Source organism: Trinickia fusca (assembly GCF_003628145.1).
Taxonomy (GTDB): domain Bacteria; phylum Pseudomonadota; class Gammaproteobacteria; order Burkholderiales; family Burkholderiaceae; genus Trinickia; species Trinickia fusca.
In genome coordinates this window covers 1-22,499 of sequence record NZ_RBZV01000005.1, presented here as the reverse complement: position 1 = coordinate 22,499, position 22,499 = coordinate 1, and the positions used below count along the sequence as shown (strand labels likewise).

General features: G+C 62.1%; 23 protein-coding genes. 8 read left to right on the top strand and 15 right to left on the bottom strand.

The window, feature by feature from the left end; genetic code table 11:
- Positions 1–13: 13 nt before the first annotated feature.
- Entirely contained in the window at positions 14–565 is a 552-nt protein-coding gene (locus D7S89_RS14250; RefSeq protein WP_121278367.1) for a phage tail protein, read from the bottom strand.
- Between the two features lie 2 nt (positions 566–567).
- Positions 568–1,113: a phage tail protein gene (locus D7S89_RS14245; RefSeq protein ID WP_121278366.1), complete on the bottom strand. Its 546-nt coding sequence runs from the start codon at positions 1,111–1,113 to the stop codon at positions 568–570.
- A gap of 183 nt (positions 1,114–1,296) precedes the next feature.
- Between D7S89_RS14245 and D7S89_RS14240 the strand changes: the two genes are divergently transcribed.
- Together D7S89_RS14240 and D7S89_RS14230 are read left to right on the top strand one after the other, a co-directional pair.
- The gene (locus D7S89_RS14240) at positions 1,297–2,001 is read left to right on the top strand and encodes a response regulator transcription factor (RefSeq protein WP_121278365.1); all 705 of its coding nucleotides are present in this window, start codon (positions 1,297–1,299) and stop codon (positions 1,999–2,001) included.
- Positions 2,002–2,380: 379 nt separating this feature from the next.
- Positions 2,381–4,333, top strand: coding sequence for a sensor histidine kinase (locus D7S89_RS14230; protein WP_121278363.1), 1,953 nt, complete (start codon positions 2,381–2,383; stop codon positions 4,331–4,333).
- Positions 4,334–4,406: 73 nt separating this feature from the next.
- On the opposite strand, the gene D7S89_RS14225 is transcribed toward D7S89_RS14230, so the two are convergent.
- Genes D7S89_RS14225 through D7S89_RS14220 form a run of 3 tightly spaced genes read right to left on the bottom strand, consistent with a single transcriptional unit; the run spans position 4,407 to position 6,589 of the window.
- Positions 4,407–5,063, bottom strand: a complete 657-nt coding sequence (locus D7S89_RS14225) for a pyridoxamine 5'-phosphate oxidase family protein (RefSeq protein ID WP_121278362.1) — start codon at positions 5,061–5,063, stop codon at positions 4,407–4,409.
- Between the two features lie 6 nt (positions 5,064–5,069).
- Positions 5,070–5,345, bottom strand: coding sequence for a hypothetical protein (locus tag D7S89_RS27185; RefSeq protein ID WP_147426654.1), 276 nt, complete (start codon positions 5,343–5,345; stop codon positions 5,070–5,072).
- Positions 5,342–6,589: an MFS transporter gene (locus D7S89_RS14220; protein WP_121278361.1), complete on the bottom strand. Its 1,248-nt coding sequence runs from the start codon at positions 6,587–6,589 to the stop codon at positions 5,342–5,344. The genes D7S89_RS27185 and D7S89_RS14220 overlap by 4 nt, the downstream gene beginning before the upstream one ends.
- A gap of 112 nt (positions 6,590–6,701) precedes the next feature.
- Between D7S89_RS14220 and D7S89_RS14215 the strand changes: the two genes are divergently transcribed.
- The gene (locus tag D7S89_RS14215) at positions 6,702–7,658 is read left to right on the top strand and encodes a LysR family transcriptional regulator (RefSeq protein WP_121278360.1); all 957 of its coding nucleotides are present in this window, start codon (positions 6,702–6,704) and stop codon (positions 7,656–7,658) included.
- Positions 7,659–7,722: 64 nt separating this feature from the next.
- On the opposite strand, the gene D7S89_RS14210 is transcribed toward D7S89_RS14215, so the two are convergent.
- From D7S89_RS14210 to D7S89_RS14200, 3 genes are all read right to left on the bottom strand, one after another.
- Entirely contained in the window at positions 7,723–8,286 is a 564-nt protein-coding gene (locus D7S89_RS14210) for a hypothetical protein (RefSeq protein ID WP_121278359.1), read from the bottom strand.
- A gap of 369 nt (positions 8,287–8,655) precedes the next feature.
- Positions 8,656–10,143 carry a M81 family metallopeptidase gene (locus D7S89_RS14205; protein WP_121278358.1) on the bottom strand — a complete coding sequence of 496 codons (1,488 nt, stop codon included), beginning with the start codon at positions 10,141–10,143 and terminating at the stop codon, positions 8,656–8,658.
- On the bottom strand, positions 10,140–11,450 hold the full coding sequence (locus D7S89_RS14200; RefSeq protein ID WP_121278357.1) for an MFS transporter: 1,311 nt from the start codon (positions 11,448–11,450) through the stop codon (positions 10,140–10,142). Before D7S89_RS14200 ends, D7S89_RS14205 begins: the two co-directional genes overlap by 4 nt.
- A gap of 175 nt (positions 11,451–11,625) precedes the next feature.
- Here D7S89_RS14200 and D7S89_RS14195 point away from each other — a divergent pair, with 175 nt between their 5' ends.
- Positions 11,626–12,564 carry a LysR family transcriptional regulator gene (locus D7S89_RS14195; protein ID WP_121278356.1) on the top strand — a complete coding sequence of 313 codons (939 nt, stop codon included), beginning with the start codon at positions 11,626–11,628 and terminating at the stop codon, positions 12,562–12,564.
- Between the two features lie 180 nt (positions 12,565–12,744).
- Here D7S89_RS14195 and gltA read toward each other — a convergent pair whose 3' ends face one another.
- The 7 genes from gltA to D7S89_RS14160 all read right to left on the bottom strand — a co-directional run bounded on the left by gltA (position 12,745) and on the right by D7S89_RS14160 (position 18,623).
- The gene (gene gltA, locus D7S89_RS14190; RefSeq protein WP_121278355.1) at positions 12,745–14,049 is read right to left on the bottom strand and encodes a citrate synthase; all 1,305 of its coding nucleotides are present in this window, start codon (positions 14,047–14,049) and stop codon (positions 12,745–12,747) included.
- A gap of 69 nt (positions 14,050–14,118) precedes the next feature.
- Entirely contained in the window at positions 14,119–14,391 is a 273-nt protein-coding gene (locus D7S89_RS14185) for an FAD assembly factor SdhE (protein WP_121278354.1), read from the bottom strand.
- Between the two features lies 1 nt (position 14,392).
- Complete coding sequence (locus D7S89_RS14180; RefSeq protein ID WP_121278353.1) at positions 14,393–15,094, bottom strand: succinate dehydrogenase iron-sulfur subunit; 702 nt, start codon at positions 15,092–15,094, stop codon at positions 14,393–14,395.
- A 28-nt stretch (positions 15,095–15,122) separates the two neighbouring features.
- On the bottom strand, positions 15,123–16,898 hold the full coding sequence (sdhA, locus tag D7S89_RS14175; RefSeq protein ID WP_121278352.1) for a succinate dehydrogenase flavoprotein subunit: 1,776 nt from the start codon (positions 16,896–16,898) through the stop codon (positions 15,123–15,125).
- 4 nt (positions 16,899–16,902) lie between these two features.
- Positions 16,903–17,271, bottom strand: coding sequence for a succinate dehydrogenase, hydrophobic membrane anchor protein (sdhD, locus tag D7S89_RS14170; RefSeq protein WP_121278351.1), 369 nt, complete (start codon positions 17,269–17,271; stop codon positions 16,903–16,905).
- Positions 17,272–17,274: 3 nt separating this feature from the next.
- Positions 17,275–17,691 (bottom strand): succinate dehydrogenase, cytochrome b556 subunit, encoded by a 417-nt coding sequence (gene sdhC, locus D7S89_RS14165; RefSeq protein ID WP_121278350.1) that lies wholly within the window; start codon positions 17,689–17,691, stop codon positions 17,275–17,277.
- Between the two features lie 143 nt (positions 17,692–17,834).
- Positions 17,835–18,623 carry a GntR family transcriptional regulator gene (locus D7S89_RS14160; RefSeq protein ID WP_121278349.1) on the bottom strand — a complete coding sequence of 263 codons (789 nt, stop codon included), beginning with the start codon at positions 18,621–18,623 and terminating at the stop codon, positions 17,835–17,837.
- Between the two features lie 348 nt (positions 18,624–18,971).
- On the opposite strand from D7S89_RS14160, the gene D7S89_RS14155 reads away from it, so the two are divergent.
- The 4 genes from D7S89_RS14155 to D7S89_RS14140 form a co-directional block, all read left to right on the top strand.
- Entirely contained in the window at positions 18,972–19,955 is a 984-nt protein-coding gene (locus D7S89_RS14155) for a malate dehydrogenase (protein WP_121278348.1), read from the top strand.
- A 279-nt stretch (positions 19,956–20,234) separates the two neighbouring features.
- On the top strand, positions 20,235–21,251 hold the full coding sequence (locus tag D7S89_RS14150) for an HpcH/HpaI aldolase/citrate lyase family protein (protein ID WP_121278584.1): 1,017 nt from the start codon (positions 20,235–20,237) through the stop codon (positions 21,249–21,251).
- Positions 21,248–22,141 (top strand): methylisocitrate lyase, encoded by an 894-nt coding sequence (gene prpB / locus D7S89_RS14145; protein WP_121278347.1) that lies wholly within the window; start codon positions 21,248–21,250, stop codon positions 22,139–22,141. Before D7S89_RS14150 ends, prpB begins: the two co-directional genes overlap by 4 nt.
- A gap of 28 nt (positions 22,142–22,169) precedes the next feature.
- Positions 22,170–22,499 (top strand): citrate/2-methylcitrate synthase (locus D7S89_RS14140; protein WP_281273126.1); only part of this gene is annotated, 330 nt, incomplete at its 3' end.

Sequence of the window (22,499 nt, the reverse complement as noted above, 5' to 3'; positions counted from 1 at the left end):
TTGCTCCGAATCTTCAACCCTGCGAAGGGAACATCCCTGCAACAGCGATGATGTAATTGATCGACAACGTGCACATCTGATTGGTGTGCGGCGTGCCGTTCCCGATCGAACCGAATGCCTGGCTGCTGAATGCCTGCTTGGCGATCGGGGTGGAGCCGTCTGCGCTGGCACCGTAGAACAGCGACACAGCCGGATCCTGGCTGATCGTGCCCAGCGTCAACGTCGGCCCGGGCGCGACGGCATCGGCAATGTTGTCGCTTGCATTGACGGCGTGCAGATGCGCCGGCAGGTTGGCATCGGTCAGGCTGACGCCATTCACGCCGACCTGCTGCCCCATGAGGCGACGGGTGAGTCCAGGGGCGGCACCCTGGCCGACCGGCAGCCTGCCGCGCAAATCGGGCAGGCGGAACGTGTTGGGACCGCTACTGCCATAGGTTGTGCCGATCAGCGCAAACAACTCGTCGTAATCGTTGATGTTCAGCGCCGACCCGTCGCACATCATCCAGCCCGCCGGGGCGGCGTTGCCGCCAAACATCCTGATTTCACCAAGAAACCATCCAGCCATGATCAGCCCTTGATTGGGTAGATGCCATCCAAAGCGATGACGTAGTTGAGCACCAGCGAAGGCTGCATGTTCTCGTGTGCAGCCCCGGCTCCCACGGGGTCGCACATGATGCGGCCCAGCTCGATCAGGTTGGTTGCAGCGGCATAGATCGGCTTACCGGGCTTGCTGCTGGACGGGGTGGACGCGTCATAGACCTGGCTGGCCGCCAGCAGATGATCCTGCGTCGTGTCGATATTGATCGCGGTACCGGGCGTGCTGGACACGTTGAATGGATGGTTGTGCGCCGGCACCTGCCCATCACTCAAGGTCACCCGTTCCAACCCGCCGGCGGTGCCCTGCGGATGGTCTACGTCACGATGCACGGCGACGCGTCCGCGCAAATCCGGCAGCGCGAAGGTGACGATTCCGTCGCCACCGTATTGCGTGCCCAGCAACGCGTACAGCATCCGATTCTGATTGATGCGGACCAGCGCGCCGTTACAGAGGGCCCAGCCCCTGGGCGGGAACGCAAAGGCGCACAGCTTGATTTCCCCGACAAATGGTTCCAACGATGGTCTCCAGCGATGCGCCACGTGCCCTGGTTGAAGACGGCCACCTAGCTACCCGCAAGGGTTTTGTGTTGATACTTATCAAGAAAGACGGGGCGAGTATAGGGAGCGGAACCTACTATTTGCTGTAGCACAAATGCGCTACACGGGGCGATCACCTTCCCCCTTTACAATCGCTCCATCATGCAATCCACCCATACCGGCTCCGAAACGCACCCCATCCACGTCGTGATCGTCGAGGACGACCCCAGCTTCTCCGAAGCGCTGAGCCGGGCCATCCAGGCCGCGCCGGATATGCGCTTGGCGGGCGTTGCGGGCACGCGTGCCGAGGGGCTCGCCCTGCTGCAGGGGCCGCCTGCCGACGTGCTGCTCGTCGACCTCGGCCTGCCGGATGGCTCGGGCATCGACGTCATCCGCGAGGCTGCACGGCAGTGGCCCAGCTGCAGCATCATGGTCAGCTCCAACTTTGGCGACGAGACGCACGTGATGCGCTCGATCGAGGCTGGGGCAGCCGGCTATCTGCTCAAGGACAGCTCGCCCGCGCGCATGACCGACGAGATCCGCAGCCTCGCCAGCGGCGGCAGCCCGATCAGTCCCATCATCGCCCGACAGATCCTGCTGCGATTCCAGCAGGGTCAAGCCGGCGCAACCGTCCCTCCGAAATCACCCGCAGCACCCGCCACCCCCTCCCCATCGCTATCGGCGCGCGAGAAGGAAGTCCTCGACTACATCACCAAAGGCTTCTCGACGCAGGAGATCGCCCGTCTGATGGAGTTGTCCCACTTCACCGTGCGCAGCTTCGTTCGCCGCATCTACGGCAAACTCGAAGTCAACTCCAAAGCGGAAGCCATTTACGAAGCCAGAACGCTGGGGCTGTTGGACGACTAAGCGGTGCCCGCATGTCCCGGGGCGTCCAAGATCCGGCGGGCAAACCGCCAGCCCACGTCAATCGCCCCCGTCTCCAGGTAACTCTGCCAGCGTGCTCTGCTCACCGCGGATCGCGCCACCCTAAGGTCGCTCCGACCCGACGCACACCCTAGCGTCATTGCCGACGGCTTCCCGTCATAAGACTTCGATAAACTGACGGCCCTGTCGCACTTCATCGTGCGCGGCTGCGCGCGGCGCATCTACGGCAAGCTCAAAGTCACCTACAAGGCGGAAAGCCATCCATGAGACCAAAATATCGGGGCTACCGGCCGATGCGGACATCCTCCGTCACGGTCCGTACGTGTTGCGTCATCGCTCAATATCCAGGCAAGGTGGTGTCGTGAGATATCGCCCCGCGACGCTGCTCGCCAATGCCGTGCTCTTCTTTTCCATTGCGATACTGATTGCGGTTGGCATTTGGTACGTCTCCGCCGATGGTGTTCAGCCCGCCACCGCGAGCGTGCACCTCACACACGCCGACTGGCAGACGACGAAAGCAACCGGCATGACCCTGCCGCCACTGACAGTAGACACGCGTGCCCTGCCTGATGCCTGGCAACCCACCGTACTGCCCCAGGCCATGCCTGCCACCCGGCCCAAGGCTCAGCCGGGTGCTCCCATCAACACGATCGGCGGCGTCACCTGGATCCGGCTCTCCACGCGAGGGCTGTCCCTGCCAGCCGGACCGTTGGTGCTCTACGGCAGCCGCATCAGGACCGACGGCACCATCGCCATCTACGCCGATGGTCGGCTGATCTACCGTGCGCAAGAGCAGGGGCCGCTATGGGACAGCCTGTTCACCCCGCTATGGGTGGAGCTGGACAGGCGCAACGGCGACGCCCCGCTCGGCGAGATTCTGATCCGCCTGGAACACACACCGACAGCACAAGTTGGCCTGGCCTCGCTCTGGCTGGGCACAGCCGATGCGCTGCGCGGGCGCTACACCATGCGCCAATGGTTGCAGCGCGAGTTGCCGGTCATGCTCAGCACGTCGTTCCTGATGGTGGGTATCTTTGCGCTGTGCGTGTGGTTCTGGCGCCGCGAAGAAACCGGCTACCTGCTCTTCTTCAATCTGGCGGCAACCTCGTTCGCGGGCCACCTGCATTACTACGCGAGTGTGTCGATCACCGATGATTGGTTTGCCTGGCTGACGCTGAACGCCCTGTTCTGGCTGATTACGGTCATCCATTTTTTTCTGTGTCAGCTACACGGGCGCCCGCTCAAGTGGCTGACCCGTGCGGTGGTCGGCATCACCGGAGCGATCACGCTGCTGACGCTACCCGTGGTGGGCGTGCTGCCCGTGCTGCCGAACACGCCCGTCATCGTTCCGTTGATCTATGCGGTCGCCATTTCGATGGGCGCGACGGTCGGCCTGGTGGGCGTGCTGATTGCCTGGCGCCGCTCGTGGGAAGCACGGCTGTTGGCAGTGGGCGTAGGCGTGTGCACCTTGCTTGGCGTGTCCGACTGGCTGATGCACAACAACGTGATCAGCCAGGAAGGCTGGTTTCTCGGCGCCTATATGAATGCCGTCACGTTCGCGATGTTCGGCTATCTGATGTACCACCGCTACGCGAGTGCCATTCTCGAGGTCGAGCAGGTTAATGCCAATCTCGCACAGCGCCTGCGGGCACGCGAAGCCGAGTTGGAGGAAAGCCACCGGCTGCTGCGCGAGGCCGAGCGACGCCAGACCATCAGCGACGAGCGGCGCCGCCTGATGCAGGATATGCACGACGGCCTGGGCTCGTCGCTGATCAGCGCCATCCGCTCCGTCGAGCGGGGCGGTGCCAGTGATTCGGATGTATCGAGCATCCTCAAGGGCTGCTTGGACGACCTGAAGCTCACCATCGACTCGATGGAACCCGTCGAGGCAGACCTGTTGCTGTTGCTGGCTACGCTGCGCTTCCGGCTGGAACCGCGCCTGGAGGGCACCGGCATCGCCCTGCTCTGGGAAGTGCAAAGACTGCCGACCCTGACGTGGCTCGACCCATCCAGCGCGCTGCACATCCTGCGCATCGTGCAGGAGAGCATCTCCAACATCCTGCATCACACGCGCGCCAGCGAGATCCGGGTGGAGACGGCCGCACAAGCGGACGGCGTGCTGGTGAGCATCGAAGATAACGGCCAGGGCTTCGATGTTCAGAGCGCCCTGGCTTCCGCCGGCAAAGGACGTGGCCTCCACAACCAGCAGCGCCGGGCTCAGGCCATCGACGGCACCGCCACTTGGGTATCGGGGCCGGAGGGAACGCGCTTCACGCTGTGGCTACCGTTGGAGCGTACGCTCCGGCCTGCCTAGGGTGTTCTCCTCGTCGTCAATCGCGCGAATCGGGGCTGAGCCGATAGTCTGCATAACGAAGGAAACGCGAAAATCAATCGGCCCAGTTTTTAACGTAGTCCGGCACGGCAATGTGCTCACCGCTTTCGGCATGGATCGGCATTCCGCGGGTCGTTTTCAGCGGTAGGATTCCTGTCCAGACGGCAAGGTCGAGATCTTCGTCCTTGTCGGATGGCAAGGAGTCGCTGACTTTCACCGCCGCCTCCGCAAGAGAAATCCGCAGTACGCTGGTCGCGTTGATCTCCTTGGAATTGCCAGGCCGTGCTTCATGGTTGCGGCCTGCGGCGATCTTGTCCATGAACACGTCCAGGGCCGCGAGCTTTTCCGCGCTGTCTTGTACGACTTCAAATTGCCCGTAAACAACCGTGGATCGATAGTTCATCGAGTGGCTGAATGCCGACTTGGCCAGAACCAGGCCATCCAGCAACGTAACGGCAACGGAGGCTTGCGCGCCTGCGGATAGCGCCTTGATCAAGCGGCTTCCGTTCGAGCCGTGGATATAGAGGTAGTCATCCTTTCTCCAATGCGCGGTCGGAATGCAGTGCGTGTCTTGATTGGCGGCGAAAGCTATGTGGCAAACGTAGGCCTCGTCCACGATGCTGTAGAGCATCGCACGATCATGGTTCGCCAGTTCGGGTAAGCGACGAATGGTGGTGCGGGCGGACGGCGATACGGTGGTTCGGTCATTCATGTTTTGTTATTGTCCTGGTCGATCAAAAATGTACTGAAAAACCTCGCCGCAACGCTGAGCGAGATGAACGTATTTGCTGCACCCGTCGGGGGGAAATACGGCCTGGGCCGCGTCTCTTATAAGCCGCCCGATCGTGAGCACCACGGACACGATCAGCGCATTTTCAAACGGCTTGGCGGAGGAAGCACGAATTTTCGAGATGCGCTGTTTAACGTGAATGCCACTCAAAGTCAACGCCACACGTTCGCTTACCACCAAAGGTGTTTCAGACTCGGCATTCAAGCGGCCTGCGCAGCCGCCATCTGGCGATAACGTCCATATGCCTGCATCAGCAGGAAGCTGCACAGGAAGCTCGAGCCGCCGATGAGCAGCAATCCCCTCTCGCCGACCAACGGAAGCAAGTTCGTGAGAAGGCCCGTCACGACCCAGGCGATGGCCATCACGGAGCCGGCGACACCCAGCGCCCAACCTTGCCGCTCGGGCGCAACGGCATCGGAGAACGCCGTGTACATCGTCGTATAGGCGACCATGTCGAAGCAGCCGATCAGTGCGCCCAGTACCCACAGCAGCGTTTCCTGGGGAAACAGGGCCGAGAGAACCTGACCGATGCCCGCGACGAGCAGCCCGGCCTTCGCGATGTCGACGACGCGCCAGACACGAAGCATCAGGCGGACGATCACCATGAGCCCCACGACGAAGAAAATGCCGATCACGCCGCTGAACAATCCCAGCCCCGCGCTCGTGTAGTGATAGACGGATTGCAGCAACAGCATGATCGTTTGCAGATACAAGCCGTAGCCGACCTGCATGAGGAAGAACACCACCGAAAGAAAAGCCACTTCCTTGTGCAGGGCAGCCTCGCAGACGATGCGCACCGGCAGCATGAGATCGACTTTCGCCTGACCGGGCGGCAGGGTCACGTCGCGGTACGACTTCCACGTCCAGATACCGCACAGCAGCGCGAGTGCCCCGACAATCAGAAACGGGGTGCCGTAATTGAAACCAGCGAGGATCGTGCGATCGGAGGCCACGCCGCCTAGAACCGGGCCGATGATGACGCCCGCGCTGAACGCCATCGACATGATGCTCATGTTGTAGGCCTTGTTCTCCGGCGTGCTCATATCGGCAATGGCCGCCTGTGCGATCCCCTGACAACCCGCCATGAGACCGCTCAGACCACGCCCGATCAACAGCAGCGCGAGACTGGGCAGCAGCGCGCCGAGCGCCATCAGGAAATAGCTGACCGACAATCCGAGCACACACAGCAGCATGATCTTGCGCCGACCAAAGCCATCGGATAACTCGCCCATTAGCGACGAGCCAAAAAACATGAAAAACGGATAGATGCCGTAGCCCAGCCCCAAATAGAAATTTCGCCAATGCGCATCGATATGACCGGATATCACACCGGAATGCGGGTCGCCAAAGATCGCCGACATCATCGGATAAACGAGGCCGAAGCCCATGGCGTCGAGTGCGATCGCAACAAGGCAAGGTCCGAGCAGTTTCAGGTTGAGCTTCGACATAGGCAGCGTCTTCGAATGGTTATGGGTGCGGCACAGCGTAGGCGTGCCCGCCCATTCGCAGAAGACAGCTCGGTGCGATTTCACTTATCGGTAAAACTGATACGATGCCCGCATGGATTTACTAGCAGCCATGCGCATCTATGTTCGAGTGGTGGAGCGCGGCAGTATGTCGGGGGCGGCGCGCGATCTCGGCATCGGCCAGCCCGCCGTCAGTGAGCGTATCGACAAACTTGAACAGTATCTGTCCGTGCGACTACTTCGCCGTAGTACGCGCGCCATTTCGTGCACCGATGCGGGCGTCCAGTTCTATGAACGCAGCAAGCAAGTGCTCGAGGCCGCCGAGGAAGCGCTGTCGGTCGTCGCACAAGACGACCAGGCTTTGCGCGGCGTGCTGCGTATCGCCGCTCCGCAAGGTCTCGGCGAGGTCGTTCTGCCGTCTATCCTGCTTCGCCTGCGCGAGCGGCATCCCGACCTCAACATCGAACTCGTGCTCAACGATCGTGTCGTCGATCCGGTCACGGAAGGCGTCGACCTCTCGCTGCGGCTTGGTGCGACCGGCGAAGGCAGCTTCGTCGTGCGCCGGCTCGCGCACGTACGCCGTGTGCTCGTTGCGGCGCCGGCCTATCTCGAACGTCACGGCGTGCCGGCGCAGCCCCACGAACTCGCAGCCCATCCGTTCATCCGCGTGACGGGGCTCTTTGGCGACCGGCAGCTGCAGCTCGTCAATCCGCAACGCACGATCGAACACGCGCCGCTCAGTATCGCGTGGGGAGCCAGTCATTGGCGGCCCGTCTATGAGTTGCTGCTCGCGGGCGCCGGCATCGGCGTGCTGCAGGAGCCGGTCTGCTTTGACGCGCTCGCGTCCGGGCGGCTCGTGCGGCTGTTGCCCGACTACACGGTCCCGGGCTTCGAGCTCAATGCGCTGTTTCCGTCAGCCAGGCCCGTGCCGCCGAAGACGCGCGCCATTCTCGCGCTGCTCGAAAAGCATCTGCCGGCCGCCCTCGCCGGCCACGAGCCCGACGCGCACAACGAGCCGCAAACGGACCAAGCCCAGGCCCCGACAATCTGACGGCCTAGGCCTGTTCATGAACGGATAGCGCGTTTCGCCCCGGCCAACATCGAATCTCGCCGCTTCAAGTCACGCACTTGGGCCTACTGAAGTTGCCGAACTCCACGCCTAGCCGATAGGTCTGCCCCATGCGCATGGCGGCATATACCGCGCTCGAGGCCTGGAAGAACTCGAGGATCAGATGTTCATTGCCATCGTGGTCCAACATGTAGACCCCGAAGGATTCCGCGTGTTCGGCATTCGCGCAGCCCCGCCGGACCGCATGAACCAGCACGCGCTTGGCCAATGGCAACAGCACCCTGAGAAATTTGATGTGGACATTGGCCTCTGATTGAAGCACATCGCCCGAATCAAATACATCGGCTGGAAATTCCGCCTCGTCCCGGCCCGCCGGCTCCACGCCTTCGGCATCAGCATCGGCTAAACCGTCCGAGGGCGTGGGCTGGGAAGAAAAGGCGCGATCGACCGCAAGGCCGACCGCAAAACCACCCGCTCCATACATCGAGGCGGAGCGGGCAGGGCACGGCTCGCTAGCGAGCCGCGCAGGCGAAACTTGCAGCGGGGTGTTCAGGGTGGTTTTGAGATACGCCCCCGACACGTAAGGCGAATACGTGACGACGCGTGTCATGCTTGAAACGTGAGGGCGCGTCAGCTCGGCAGCGCTCGGTAAAGCGCCGCCGAATTGGCGCTGCCTTGGAAAGCAAGCAGCCATGGGTGGTCTCGTTCAGAACGTTCAGGTCAAGGTAGTACCGGTGCTCGCAACACCTGCCCTACCCTCGCTTTAAGGTCTTCGCTACGCTTTTTCCTTCGACGAAAATGAATGAAATCGCTACGCCATCAGGTGGCACGCTGCAACGCATACACCATCATTATTGGTTGCCGTAAAATGAGCGCACCCATGGGTGGTCTCGTTCAATATCGTCCGTGGTAGGCCGATGTCGGTGCTCGCAACACCGACGTCGGCCGCCCCTTTCCTGCATTCACTTACCGAATGCGATCAAGCGCAAGATGCCAGCTCGAACGCATGACCTAGCGGAGACATGCGAATCCCGGGCGATAAACGTCGCCAAGGCAGCTGCGCCGGGTCGGTCATGATCGAACCAGTGCGCGTACGCGCAATGAGCACGGCTTCGGAAATCGGTTCGAAATCTGCGCGGAAATGGACCGAGCTTTTATTGACGAGTATCGCCATACGCTCGGGCTCGATACCCACCATCCGATAGATATTGCGATCCAGCATTTGAACTTTTTTGCTGGTTACCAAAATTCGCACGTCGCCGACCACTAAACATGCGCTCGGCCCCAGCTGCAATTTGGCACCAGACATCATCGGCCCACTCAACGTACATTCGCCATTGGATATCGCTTCGACGCGAAAAACGTTGCTCAGCGCATGTCTCGTTCCTTCGGCCAGCGTGAGGGGCAAGGTCACCCCCACCCCTGCGGCGTGAGCTGCGCGCGCCACCGCCGGATCGCAGAGAGGGCCGATTGCAGCCCGCGTCGCGCGTTGTTCCAGCAGCGCCGCCAGCATCTCGGTGGAGTTGCCGTCCGCGCCAGCCCCGGGATTGTCGTGCGTATCGGCGATGACGACCGGCTTTACCGCGTGCGCCGCTATGCTCATCGCCTCTCGCACCGCGTCACTCGCGGAAAGCGCCGATACCGACCAATCGGCCTCCTTATCGCACAGCTGCCGAAACAGCGTGTCGAGTGCCTGATCAACGACCTGTTGATCCGGTCCGTACCCCCAGATCGTCGGGCCGCATTCGTCGAAATCGGCAGCCGGAAAACCCAGCGCAATCGACAGATCGAGATCGAAAGCGGATTCGAGCGCGCGGAGCTTGTCATACAGGTCCGCCGCAGGCGCCCTGCCCGTCGACATCGCCTCGATCGGGATCAGGAACGGCGAGCGTCGAATCCCGCGATGCAAGGTTTCTCCACGCATCACACGTTCGAGCACGCGACCGCATCGGCGGCCGATGTCGGCCATATCGACGTGCGGATAGGTACGGTACGCAACAAGCGCATCAGCACACGAAAACATCCGGGCTGTCACATTCGCATGCAAATCGAGCGACGCCACGATCTTCGTTTGCGGGCCGACGGCGTCGCGCAGTCGTGCAAGCAGTTCCCCTTCGCCGTCGTCGACATGCTCCGCCACCATCGCGCCGTGCAGATCGAGGTAAATGGCATCGGCCTTTGCCTGCCGGGCACTCGCGACGATCTCGTCCGCAATGCGCTCGAACGCGTCACGCGTGACCGGGCCTGAAGGGGTCGCCCACGCCGCCAATCCGGGTATCAGGTCATAACCATGCGCCTGGGCGTGCGCAACGAATCCGCCCATGCTGACGTTCGCATCACGCAGTGCAAGCAATGCATCGCCGCGCAGAATCGGGCCGGTCGCTCCGCCGTCGAATTCACCGTAGTCGGCCCGCGACGGAACGAAGGTATTGGTTTCGTGCTGGAAACCGCTGACAAAGATCTTCATGTACGCCCCAACTCACGGCTGCCTGCAGCAGGCATCGTCAACAAAAGCAAAGAGCCCACCACGACCAACCCGACGATCACCAGGAGGCCGGCCTGCGCATTATGGGTAACCGTGTTCGCCCAACCGATCATCGTCGGGCTCAAAAAGCCGCCGAACAAACCAATCGTATTGATGACTGCGATGCCGCCTGCTGCGGCGCGGCCGCTCAGGATGTCGGAGGGCATGGCCCAGAACACCGAATAAGCTACGTACATTCCAGCGGTCGCAACGGTAATAGCGATCATCGCCGTCGAGAACTCGGAGAGACGGAACGCGGCAATAGCCAGTGCCACAGCTCCGATCAAGCCTGCAATTCCCGCATGCAAGCGACGTTCGCGACGCTGATCGGAACTGCGCCCGGCCAGATACATCGATGCCGCGGCAAATCCATACGGAATCGCCGAAAAGAGCCCGATCTGGACATAGCCCTTGAGACCGATGGTCTTGAGAATCGTCGGCAGCCAGAATCCGATCGCATACAGGCCGCAGATAAAGCAGAAATAGGCAGCAGCCAGCCGATACGTAAGCGGGTCCCGCAGTACGACCGACAGGGTGCGGTTCGCATGGGGCGTCGTGGAAGCCGGGCTGACCATCGCGCGCAGATCGGCCTTCTCATCTGCCGTCAGCCATCGAGCTTCGTCCGGCGTGTCGGCCAATGCGACAAGCGCCAGCAAGCCCAACACCGCAGCCGGAATACCCTCGCAAATGAACATCCACTGCCATCCCGACAGTCCGCCGACACCCGACAACGCCGACAGCATCCATCCCGATAACGGACCGCTGATGACGCCACCGATCGGCGCTGCACAAAGCAGCAAAGCCAAGGCGCGCGCCATGCGCTCACGGGGATACCAGTACGTCAAATAAAAGATCATGCCCGGTGCAAATCCGGCCTCGAATACCCCGAGTAAAAAGCGAAGCAGATAGAAAGAGGTGGTATTCGACACCAAGTACATCGCGGCCGATGTCAGCCCCCACAGGAACAGGATGCGGCTCAGCGTCTTTCGCGCGCCGATCTTGATCAGTAGCAGGTTGCTGGGTACCTCGAACAGCACATAGCCCAAAAAGAAAATACCGGCACCAAGGCCATACGCGGCTTCACTCAAGCCGAGATCGTGCTGCATCTGTAGCTTTGCGAAGCCGATGTTCACACGATCGATATACGCAAACGCATAACATAGGGCGAGAAATGCCAAAACGCGAATGTCGACGCGACGAAACACTGCCTCTCGATCCTGCTGCTGTGCCAACGTCGAAATCGACGACATCTCGCCCTCTATGTGTTGTTTTGCGAAAATGGAATAACATCTGACACAGCACTGTAAAACGAAAACCCCAATCTGCCGTTGCCGCCAGAGCAACAGGGTGTTCACAAACACAAGACCCTACAAAGTCATGCAGTTGACTAGCTTCCCGCCATAAGAATTCTTTCCATGGAAAGAGATGCAAAACGTAAAGTTTGACCGGCTCCGGTACCTGGAATCGGTAATGACTGAAGGCTCGATTCGAAAGGCTGCAGAAAAACTTGCCGTTCCTCCGTCGGCGGTGAGCCGCCAAATCCAAACGCTCGAGCAAGAAACCGGCCTGACACTGTTCGAGCGCCTGGCGACGGGCGTCGCGCCCACCGGCGCGGCCGAGCATTTACTCGATTACTATCGAGTCTGCATGGCGCAGTGGGAAAATCTCGAGCATCAGCTCAGCGCGCTTCGCGACCTACAAACAGGCAGCGTCAGCTTGGCTGTCAGCGAGGGGCTCATCGGTCCGCTTACCGAGGAAATCCTCTGGCACTTCCATCGGCGATACCCTCACGTCCGCATCTCCGTTCAAATGAAGGCCACGGCTGAGATCGTTGAAGCGGTCGAGAACGGTGCCGTTCATATCGGACTCGCATACAGCCCTCCACACACGGAGCGGATACGCTTTCACGCGAATGCCAAGCATCACGTCGTCGCAGCAGTGAGCCCCCGTCACCCCTTGGCACGACAAAAGGGCGACATTACTTTCGGCCGGGCCATCTCCTATCCATTCGCGACGATGCCGGCCGTGTATGGGCTCGGCAGGCTGATCGAAGCCGTCGCCGCGGCTGAGAATCTACGCTTCGGGCCGACGTTCCGCGCGAATACGCTCGATATGCTGAAGCGATTTGCCATCGAGGGGCTCGGTGTCTCCTTCGTCACCGACTTCTCGATCATGGATGAAGTGGCGGCAGGCAAGCTGATCGGCCGCAGGATCGACCATCCGATGCTGGGCAATCAGTACGCGCGCGTGCTCGTGAAAGCGGACCGCTTGCTCTCGCATGCGGCAACCGAACTCCTGCAATGGATCGAAACGCGATTGTCGGTTTTCAATCCCACGGCGGATTTGGGGGAAGCGATTTGTTGATGGGGCCGGCGATTTAATCGTGCGTCGGATTTACACCACGCTCGCTCGGCGCCTTATCACCCCACAACCTTGATAGGTATGTGGACCTCGGCCTTCGCCGCCCCAGCGCGCGAAGACAAAAAAATACCCCGCAGATAAATCTGCGGGGTATTGCCCTACTACTACGGTCAGCCGAAACGCTTACGCGCGCTGCGCCAGCGGCTTCGCCTCACGCGACGTCTCGCCGATAAACAGCTGACGCGGACGGCCGATCTTCTGTTCCGTCTCCGAGATCATCTCGTTCCACTGCGCAATCCAGCCCACCGTACGCGCCATCGCGAAGATGCAGGTGAACATCGACGTCGGGATGCCCAACGCGCGCTGCACGATACCCGAGTAGAAGTCGACGTTCGGGTACAGCTTGCGCGATACGAAGTATTCGTCTTCGAGCGCGATCTTCTCGAGCTCCATCGCGAGCTTGAACAGCGGATCGTCGTGCAGGCCCAGTTCTTCGAGCACTTCGTGGCACGTTTCGCGCATCAGCTTCGCACGCGGATCGTAGTTCTTGTACACGCGGTGACCGAAGCCCATCAGCTTCACGCCCGAGTTCTTGTCCTTCACTTGCTTGATGAACTCAGGGATGCGGTCGACCGAGCCGATTTCCTCGAGCATGTTCAGCGCCGCTTCGTTCGCGCCGCCGTGCGCCGGGCCCCACAGGCAGGCGATACCGGCCGCGATACATGCGAACGGGTTCGCGCCCGACGAACCAGCCAGACGCACCGTCGACGTCGACGCGTTCTGCTCGTGGTCGGCGTGCAGGATCAGGATTCGGTCGAGTGCGCGCACGAGCACGTCGTTGACCTTGTACTCTTCGCACGGGTTCGAGAACATCATGTGCATGAAGTTCGCGCTATACGACAGCTCGTTCTTCGGATAAACGAACGGCTGACCGATGCTGTACTTGTACGCCATCGCCACGAGCGTCGGCAGCTTGGCGATCATGCGAATCGCCGACACGTCACGGTGATGCTGGTCGTTGATGTTCAGCGAGTCGTGGTAGAACGCCGACAGCGCGCCGACTGCGGCGACCAGGATCGCCATCGGGTGCGCGTCGCGGCGGAAGCCACGGAAGAAGAACTGCATCTGCTCGTGGACCATCGTGTGCTTCGTGACGGTGCCGACGAACTCGTCCTTCTGCTTCGCGTTGGGCAGCTCGCCCTTGAGCAGCAGATAGCAGGTTTCGAGGAAGTCCGCGTTTTGCGCGAGATTCTCGATCGGGTAGCCGCGATACAGCAGCTCGCCCTTGTCGCCGTCGATGTACGTGATGGCCGAGTTGCACGAAGCCGTCGACATGAAGCCCGGGTCGTACGTGAATTTGCCGGTCTGGCCATACAACTTGCGGATGTCGATCACGTCCGGGCCCATCGTGCCCTTGTAAATCGGCAATTCAACGCTCGGCGAATTATCGCTGAACGACAGCGTGGCTTTAACATCTGACGGAGTCATAGCATCCTCAATCGAAGGTGTAACGGGTTTCCGATCATGCGCGCGCGGCGCTCTCATGCGTGCGACGCTTCAAACAGCGCGCAGCAACCCCAGCACCCGGATGATGTCCGGGTCGGAAAGTTCGCCTTCCGGTTCCTTGCGGCCGAGCAGCAAGTCCATCAGGTCGTTGTCGCTCAGCTCGAACAGACGCGTAAGCGCTCCTACGTCTGCATCGCTGAGGTTGTGTTCGTATTGGCTGAAAAAACGCTCGAAGATGAGATCATTTTCGAGCAGCCCACGCCGCGCGCGCCAACGAAGGCGCGCGCGGCGAAGCGGGTCGGACTGATGCGAGGCTTCTGTCATCTCAAACGGTGCGACGCACCATCAGTTCCTTGATCTTGCCGATCGCCTTCGTCGGGTTCAGGCCCTTCGGGCAAACGTCGACGCAGTTCATGATCGTGTGGCAACGGAACAGACGATACGGATCTTCCAGGTTGTCCAGGCGCTCACCCGTCGCTTCGTCGCGGCTATCCGCGATGAAGCGATAGGCTTGCAACAACCCTGCCGGGCCGACGAACTTGTCCGGATTCCACCAGAAGCTCGGGCACGACGTCGAGCAGCTCGCGCACAGAATGCACTCGTACAGGCCGTCGAGTTCATCGCGCTGCGCGGGCGACTGCAGACGCTCCTTCTCGGGCGGCGGCGTGTCGTTGATCAGGTACGGCTTGATCGAGTGGTACTGGTTGAAGAACTGCGTCATGTCGACGATCAGGTCGCGCACGACGGGCAGCCCCGGCAGCGGACGCAGCACGATCGTTTGCGGCAGATCGTTGAGGTTCGTCAGGCACGCGAGGCCGTTCTTGCCGTTGATGTTCATCGCGTCCGAACCGCACACGCCTTCACGGCACGAGCGACGGAACGACAGCGTTTCGTCGACCGCCTTCAGCTTCACGAGCGCATCCAGCAGCATCCGTTCGTGCTCGAGCTCGAGCTCGTACGTTTGCATGCGCGGCGCCGCGTCCTTGTCCGGATCGTAGCGGTAGATTTGAAAAATTCGCTTTGCCATTTCTAGTGTCCTTTGAACGGGGCCGTCCTTAGAAGGTACGCGCCTTCGGCGGCACCGATTCAACCGTCAGCGGCTGCATGTGCACCGGCTTGTAATCGAGGCGGTCGCCCTCGCTGAACCACAGCGTGTGGCGCATCCAGTTCTCGTCGTCGCGATGCTCGTAGTCGCTGTGCGCATGCGCGCCGCGGCTTTCCTTGCGCGCTTCGGCCGACACCATCGTCGCGCGGGCCACTTCGATCAGGTTCGCGAGTTCCAGCGCTTCGACACGCGCCGTGTTGAACACCTTCGACTTGTCCTTCAGGTGCACGTGCTCGACGCGCTCCGTCAGTTCCTTCATATTCTCGACGCCTTCGGCGAGCAGCTTCGACGTACGGAACACGCCGGCGTGCGTCTGCATCGTCGAACGGATGTCGTTGGCGATGGCTTGCGTGTATTCGCCCGAGCTCGACTTCTCGAGCTTGTCCAGGCGTGCGAGCGCGAAATCGGCAGCATCGGCCGGCAGCGGCTTGTGCTCCTTGATTTCCTTCACGTGCTTGACGATGTGGTTGCCGGCCGCGCGGCCGAACACCACGAGGTCGAGCAGCGAGTTCGTGCCGAGGCGGTTCGCGCCGTGCACCGACACGCACGAGCATTCGCCGACCGCGTAGAAGCCGTTGACGACTTCCTCGTGACCGCGCGGGGTGCCCACGACCTGGCCGTTGATGTTCGTCGGAATGCCGCCCATCTGATAGTGGATCGTCGGCACGACCGGGATCGGCTCCTTGATGCAGTCGACGTTCGCGAACTTCAGCGCGATTTCGCGGATCGACGGCAGACGCTTCATGATCGTCTCGGCGCCGATGTGCGACAGGTCGAGCAGCACGTGGTCCTTGTTCGGACCCACGCCACGGCCTTCCTTGATTTCCTGGTCCATCGAGCGCGACACGAAGTCACGCGGCGCCAAGTCCTTCAGCGTCGGTGCGTAGCGCTCCATGAAGCGCTCGCCGTTCGCGTTACGCAGAATGCCGCCTTCGCCGCGCACGCCTTCGGTGATCAGCACGCCCGCGCCGGCCACGCCGGTCGGGTGGAACTGCCAGAACTCCATGTCCTGCAGCGCGATGCCCGAGCGGGCCGCCATGCCGAGGCCGTCACCGGTGTTGATGAACGCGTTGGTCGACGCCGCGAAGATACGGCCCGCGCCGCCCGTGGCGAACAGCGTGCACTTGCCTTCGAGGATATAGACTTCGCCCGTTTCCATTTCGAGCGCGGTCACGCCGAGCACGTCGCCGTCCGCGTCGCGGATCAGGTCGAGCGCCATCCATTCGACGAAGAACTGCGTCTTCGCCGCGACGTTTTGCTGATACAGCGTGTGCAGCAGCGCGTGGCCGGTACGGTCAGCTGCCGCGCAGGCGCGCTGCACGGGCTTTTCGCCGTAGTTCGCGGTGTGGCCGCCGAACGGGCGCTGATAGATCGTGCCGTCGGCGTTACGGTCGAACGGCATGCCGAAGTGCTCGAGCTCGTAGACGGCGTTCGGCGCTTCACGGCACATGAATTCGATCGCGTCCTGATCGCCGAGCCAGTCGGAACCCTTGATCGTGTCGTAGAAATGGTAGTGCCAGTTGTCTTCGCTCATGTTGCCGAGCGATGCGCCGATCCCGCCCTGCGCCGCAACCGTGTGCGAACGCGTCGGGAACACCTTGGACAGCACGCAAACCGACAGGCCCGCGCGGGCCAGCTGCAGCGATGCGCGCATCCCGGAGCCGCCGGCGCCGACGATCACCACGTCGAAGCGGCGACGCGGCAGAGAATTCTTGATTGCAACCATTCTTTTACACTCTCCAGAGAATCTGCGCAGCGTAGCCCGCGCACGCGAGCAGCCAGACGATCGTCAGCGCTTGAAGGAGCAGCCGCGTGCCGACGGGCTTTACATAGTCCATCCAGATGTCGCGCACGCCCACCCATGCGTGATAGAAGAGCGAGAGCAGCGTGACGAAGGTCGCCAGCTTCATCCATTGCGCGGAGAAGATCGACGCCCAACCGTCATACGAGAAAGCCTGCGCGCCGAAGAACCAGGCGAGCAGGATCACGGTGTAGATCGCCATGATCGAGGCGGTGATGCGCTGTGCGAGCCAGTCGCGCAAGCCGTAATGTGCGCCGACGACGAGACGCTTCGGGCCGATTCCGTTATTGGCTGCCATTTTTTAGAAAGCTCCGAACAGTTTGAGCGCGAAAGCGAGCGTCAGGATCGACGACACCACGAGGACGACGACCGAGGTGCGCTTGCCGCTTTCCTTCGACACCGCGTTGTGGTTCGTGTCCATCACGAGGTGACGGATGCCGGCGCAGAAATGAAACAGGAAGGCCCACGCGAGAACGAGCGTGATGAGCTTGACGACGATGTTGGCGAGGAAGGCCTTGAAGAACTCGAAGCTGATCTCGGAGGTCAGGCTCTGATCGAAGAGGTACAGCAGGAACGGAAGGAAAAGAAACAAGAGTGCGCCGCTCACGCGATGCAAGATCGAGACACGCCCCGCTAGAGGAAGACGGTACGCCGTCAAGATCTGACCGATACCGATGTTCCGGTACTCCGGCCTCGGTTTTTTTACGGCTTCTGTCATGCTAGACCCCTACTATGTAGTCACACTAATCCGCGATTTTAGCGCCTTTTCATATCGCGGCGCAGCGAAAAACGGTCGAAGACCGTTGCGAAACGCGCAATGTCGGCGCCCTGTCTCAGCCGTCCATCCCTACCCCATCGATGTCAGCTCAGGTCGTTCTGATAGTAGTACCCGGTTGTGACATACCAACCGCGGCGCACTTCGACGGGCCGATCACCGTAGGTATAGGACACGCGCTCGACGGACAGCAAAGGAAATCCGGCCGCCACGCCGAGCAGCTCCGCCACGGCCGGCTCGGCCGCCACCGCGCGGATCTTCTCCGAGGCGCGAATCATGCGGGTGCCGAATTCCGCCTCGAACAGCGCGTACAGCGGCCCCTTGTACTCGTTCAGACGCTCGAGCGTCAGGCCGCGGAACATGGCGCCCGGCAGCCAGATCTCGTCGAGCACCGTCGTCACGCTGTCGAATTGCAACAGGCGCTTGATTTGAACGACCGGATCAGCCGGCTTCAGGTCCAGCTGGCGCGCGATTTCCGCCGGTGCGCGCAGGCGCCGGCACTCGAGCAGCTTGCTGATGTGGGGATGTTCGGCGCCGTCGTCGGCAAGCAATCGCAGGAAGCGGAACTGCGCGCGATCCTCATTGTGCGTTGCAACAAACGTGCCTTTGCCTTGGCGGCGGACGAGCAGGTTCTCGGCAGCGAGTTCGTCGATCGCTTTTCTGACCGTTCCCTGACTCACTTTATAGCGCCCGGCGAGTTCGACCTCGCTCGGGATGATCTCGCCGGGCTTCCACTCGCCCGACTCGAGGCTCTGCGTGATGAGCCCCTTGATCTGCTGGTACAGCGGACTGAACGTGGGCGAAGGCGCGCTCGCGGCCGTGCCCTCGCCGGACTGGCCGTTCATGTTCGCCGCGCTCGCCTGGTTCGCATTCATCCGCGCATTTCAACATAAAGAGGGGTGTCGAGTCCAGGTTTACCCCCTCGAATTCATCTGTCTTATATAAGACATAAGATAATGTTGACTTTGCGTAGCCTCGCTCCTACACTCCGTCGCGAACAAGGGTTTCGGGTCGGTTTAGGGCTCTACGCAGCACGCGAAATGTCGCTTCGCCTTGCAGGTTCGCGGCGTCATCCGCATGCGTGCCGACAGTCCGGTTCGCGTCGCCGCGCACGCCTTGCGCGGCTTCGCCTGCCCCCGCCCACGACACGCTTCGTGTAACGCGCATAGAATGGCGTTTTCCCTAGCGTAGACGCATCAACGCATCGTTCTGGAGAGTTCTCAATGGCTAAGTCCGCAAAGCGCGTTGCCGTCACCGGCGCCGCAGGTCAAATCGGTTACTCGCTGCTGTTTCGCATCGCCAACGGCGATATGCTCGGCAAGGACCAGCCCGTCATCCTGCAATTGCTCGACCTGCCGCAAGCGCAGGCTGCCGTCAAGGGCGTCGTGATGGAGTTGGAAGACTGCGCATTCCCGCTGCTCGCGGGCGTCGTGGTCACGGACGACCCGAAGGTCGCCTTCAAGGATGCGGACGTTGCCCTGCTCGTCGGCGCCCGCCCGCGCTCGAAAGGCATGGAGCGCAAGGATCTGCTGTCGGCCAACGCCGAAATCTTCACGGTGCAAGGCCGTGCGCTGAACGAAGTGGCAAGCCGTGACGTGAAGGTGCTCGTGGTCGGCAACCCGGCCAACACGAACGCCTACATCGCGATGAAGTCGGCTCCCGATCTGCCGAAGAAGAACTTCACGGCGATGTTGCGCCTGGACCACAACCGCGCGCTGTCGCAGCTGGCAGCCAAGTCGGGCAAGCCGGTCTCGTCGCTCGAAAAGCTCACCGTCTGGGGCAACCACTCGCCGACGATGTACGCCGACTACCGCTTCGCAACGACCGACGGCCAGCCGGTGAAGGCGCTCATCAACGACGAGGAATGGAACCGCAACGTGTTCCAGCCGACCGTCGGCAAGCGCGGCGCCGCGATCATCGAGGCGCGTGGCCTGTCGTCGGCGGCGTCGGCTGCCAACGCGGCGATCGATCACGTGCGTGACTGGGTGCTCGGCACGAACGGCAAGTGGGTCACGATGGGCATCCCGTCGGACGGCTCGTACGGCATCCCCGAGGACATCATGTACGGCGTGCCCGTGACCTGCGAAAACGGCGAGTACAAGCGCGTCGAAGGCCTCGAGATCGACGCCTTCTCGCGCGAAAAGATGGACTTCACGCTCGCTGAGCTGCTCGAAGAGCGCGACGGCGTGCAGCATCTGCTCGGCTAAACGCAGCACACGCGCAGGTATGCGTCGCATTGCGCACGCCTGCCTGCGCCCGTTGCGAACGGTGGCCCAGCCACGGCGTGCGTAGCTTGCGCGCCTGCCCCGCCACCGATCGCATCGGATTCGCGCGCGCTTTGCCACCGCAGGCCGCGGCCTCGCCCTTTCGCGAACCGGCCCGCCCCGCAGTCGGCTTTTCGCTTGCTTGATGCCGCAGTCATGCGGATCGCAGAGCCCGCCCGAATCCGGTTTCCCTGACGACGATTGACGCTTTTGACGCCGAAGATGCGCGCCCTCCCCCCCGCCGAAGTGCTGTTCGACGGCGAAGCACCGCCTGCGATCCTGCCCGTTTGCGATCACTATGCGGGCAGCGAGAAGCTGATGATGAAGTCGCTCGCATTGCAGGCGCAGCTCGGTCCCGTCTTCGATGTGACGCTCGACTGCGAGGACGGCGCGGCAGTCGGTCAGGAAGCGGCCCATGCTGAGCTCGTCGCCTCACTGATCGGCAGCGAGCACGACCCGTTCGGGCGCATCGGCGTACGCATCCACGATTTCGCGCACCCGCACTGGCGCGACGATGTGCGCCTCATTCTGCGCGCCGCCAAGCGTGCGCCCGCCTACATCACGCTGCCGAAGGTGCGGAGCACCGCCGATGCCGCCGAGATGTGCGCGTTCATCGAAGCCACACGCCGCGAGTTCGGCATCGCCGAGCCCATCCCCACGCAGATCCTGATCGAGACGCACGGCGCGCTCGCGCAGGTATTCCAGCTGGCCGCGCTGCCGACGGTTCAAGCCCTGTCGTTCGGCCTCATGGACTTCGTCTCGGCCCACGAGGGCGCGATCCCCGATACGGCCATGCGCTCGCCGGGCCAGTTCGACCATCCGCTCGTGCGCCGCGCCAAGCTCGAGATCGCGGCGGCGTGCCATGCGCACGGCCGCGTGCCGTCGCACAACGTCAGCACCGAGGTGCGCGACATGAGCGTCGTGGCCGCCGATTGCGCGCGAGCCCGCGACGAGTTCGGCTACACGCGCATGTGGAGCATCCATCCTGCGCAGATCCCCGTGATCGTCGCGGCATTCGCGCCGCGCGACGAGGCGATTGCGCTTGCTAGCGAGATCCTGCTCGCCGCCCAGGCGGCCAACTGGGGTCCGACACGGCACGGCGATACGCTGCACGATCGCGCGAGCTACCGATACTACTGGTCGGTGCTGCGTCGCGCTTGCGCGATGCGCCGGCCGCTGCCGCCCGAGACGGCACCGTTATTTGCCACCCAGGCATCCTCAGAGGAGACACCAAGATGACGAATCAATCGGCACTGGCATCGGCGGGCGCCAAATTCCGCGCGGCCGTGGCTAACGAAAAGCCGTTGCAGGTGGTCGGCACGATCACGGCCTATGCCGCGAAGATGGCCGAGGCCACGGGCTTCAAGGCCGTGTATCTGTCGGGCGGCGGCGTGGCGGCGAACTCGCTCGGCGTCCCCGATCTGGGCATCAGCTCGATGGAAGACGTGCTCATCGACGCGCGCCGCATCACCGACGCCTGCACCCTGCCGCTGCTCGTCGACATCGATACGGGCTGGGGCGGCGCGTTCAACATCGCGCGCACGATCCGTTCGTTCATCAAGGCCGGCGTGGCCGCCGTGCACCTCGAGGATCAGGTCGGCCAGAAGCGTTGCGGGCATCGTCCCGGCAAGGAAGTGGTGCCGAAGGAGGAAATGGTCGATCGCGTGAAAGCCGCCGTCGACGCGCGCACCGACGACCAGTTCGTCATCATGGCGCGCACCGATGCGGCCGCGGTCGAAGGCATCGACGCCGCGATCGAGCGTGCCGTGGCTTACGTCGAAGCGGGGGCGGACATGATCTTCCCCGAAGCGATGAAGACGCTCGACGACTACCGCCGCTTCAAGGCTGCCGTGGGCGTGCCGATCCTTGCAAACCTGACCGAGTTCGGCTCGACGCCGCTGTTCACGACCGACGAGCTGAAGACGGCCGACGTCGACATCGCGCTGTACTGCTGCGGCGCGTATCGCGCGATGAATGCGGCAGCGCTCAACTTCTACGAGACGGTGCGCCGCGACGGCACGCAAAAGGCTGCGGTGCCGACGATGCAAACGCGCGCTGACCTGTACGAGTACCTCGGCTACCACGCGTACGAAGACAAGCTCGACGCGCTGTTCGCAACTCAGAAGTGATCCCGCGCGCCCTCGGAGAACAACGATCATGAGCGAAACCGGGAAGCAAGCGGCCAGCCCCTCGGGCTTCAAACCCAAGAAGTCGGTCGCACTTTCAGGCGTGACCGCCGGCAACACCGCGCTGTGCACGGTCGGGCGCACCGGCAACGACCTGCACTACCGAGGTTACGACATCCTCGATGTGGCCACCAGCTGCCAGTTCGAGGAGATCGCGTATCTGCTCGTGCACGAGAAGCTGCCCACCGCCACCGAGCTCGCCGCTTACAAGGCCAAGCTCAAGGCGCTGCGCGGCCTGCCCGCGAACGTGAAGGCCGCGCTCGAGTGGGTCCCGGCCTCGGCCCATCCGATGGACGTCATG

What these genes read in the sequence shown, in the direction of transcription:
- D7S89_RS14250 (WP_121278367.1), bottom strand. Translation starts at nt 565, where the DNA reads ATGGCTGGATGGTTTCTTGGTGAAATCAGGATGTTTGGCGGCAACGCC.
- D7S89_RS14240 (WP_121278365.1), top strand. Translation starts at nt 1,297, where the DNA reads ATGCAATCCACCCATACCGGCTCCGAAACGCACCCCATCCACGTCGTG.
- D7S89_RS14225 (WP_121278362.1), bottom strand. Translation starts at nt 5,063, where the DNA reads ATGAATGACCGAACCACCGTATCGCCGTCCGCCCGCACCACCATTCGT.
- D7S89_RS14220 (WP_121278361.1), bottom strand. Translation starts at nt 6,589, where the DNA reads ATGTCGAAGCTCAACCTGAAACTGCTCGGACCTTGCCTTGTTGCGATC.
- D7S89_RS14215 (WP_121278360.1), top strand. Translation starts at nt 6,702, where the DNA reads ATGGATTTACTAGCAGCCATGCGCATCTATGTTCGAGTGGTGGAGCGC.
- D7S89_RS14210 (WP_121278359.1), bottom strand. Translation starts at nt 8,286, where the DNA reads ATGACACGCGTCGTCACGTATTCGCCTTACGTGTCGGGGGCGTATCTC.
- D7S89_RS14205 (WP_121278358.1), bottom strand. Translation starts at nt 10,143, where the DNA reads ATGAAGATCTTTGTCAGCGGTTTCCAGCACGAAACCAATACCTTCGTT.
- D7S89_RS14200 (WP_121278357.1), bottom strand. Translation starts at nt 11,450, where the DNA reads ATGTCGTCGATTTCGACGTTGGCACAGCAGCAGGATCGAGAGGCAGTG.
- D7S89_RS14195 (WP_121278356.1), top strand. Translation starts at nt 11,626, where the DNA reads ATGCAAAACGTAAAGTTTGACCGGCTCCGGTACCTGGAATCGGTAATG.
- gltA (WP_121278355.1), bottom strand. Translation starts at nt 14,049, where the DNA reads ATGACTCCGTCAGATGTTAAAGCCACGCTGTCGTTCAGCGATAATTCG.
- D7S89_RS14185 (WP_121278354.1), bottom strand. Translation starts at nt 14,391, where the DNA reads ATGACAGAAGCCTCGCATCAGTCCGACCCGCTTCGCCGCGCGCGCCTT.
- D7S89_RS14180 (WP_121278353.1), bottom strand. Translation starts at nt 15,094, where the DNA reads ATGGCAAAGCGAATTTTTCAAATCTACCGCTACGATCCGGACAAGGAC.
- sdhA (WP_121278352.1), bottom strand. Translation starts at nt 16,898, where the DNA reads ATGGTTGCAATCAAGAATTCTCTGCCGCGTCGCCGCTTCGACGTGGTG.
- sdhD (WP_121278351.1), bottom strand. Translation starts at nt 17,271, where the DNA reads ATGGCAGCCAATAACGGAATCGGCCCGAAGCGTCTCGTCGTCGGCGCA.
- sdhC (WP_121278350.1), bottom strand. Translation starts at nt 17,691, where the DNA reads ATGACAGAAGCCGTAAAAAAACCGAGGCCGGAGTACCGGAACATCGGT.
- D7S89_RS14160 (WP_121278349.1), bottom strand. Translation starts at nt 18,623, where the DNA reads ATGAATGCGAACCAGGCGAGCGCGGCGAACATGAACGGCCAGTCCGGC.
- D7S89_RS14155 (WP_121278348.1), top strand. Translation starts at nt 18,972, where the DNA reads ATGGCTAAGTCCGCAAAGCGCGTTGCCGTCACCGGCGCCGCAGGTCAA.
- D7S89_RS14150 (WP_121278584.1), top strand. Translation starts at nt 20,235, where the DNA reads ATGCGCGCCCTCCCCCCCGCCGAAGTGCTGTTCGACGGCGAAGCACCG.
- prpB (WP_121278347.1), top strand. Translation starts at nt 21,248, where the DNA reads ATGACGAATCAATCGGCACTGGCATCGGCGGGCGCCAAATTCCGCGCG.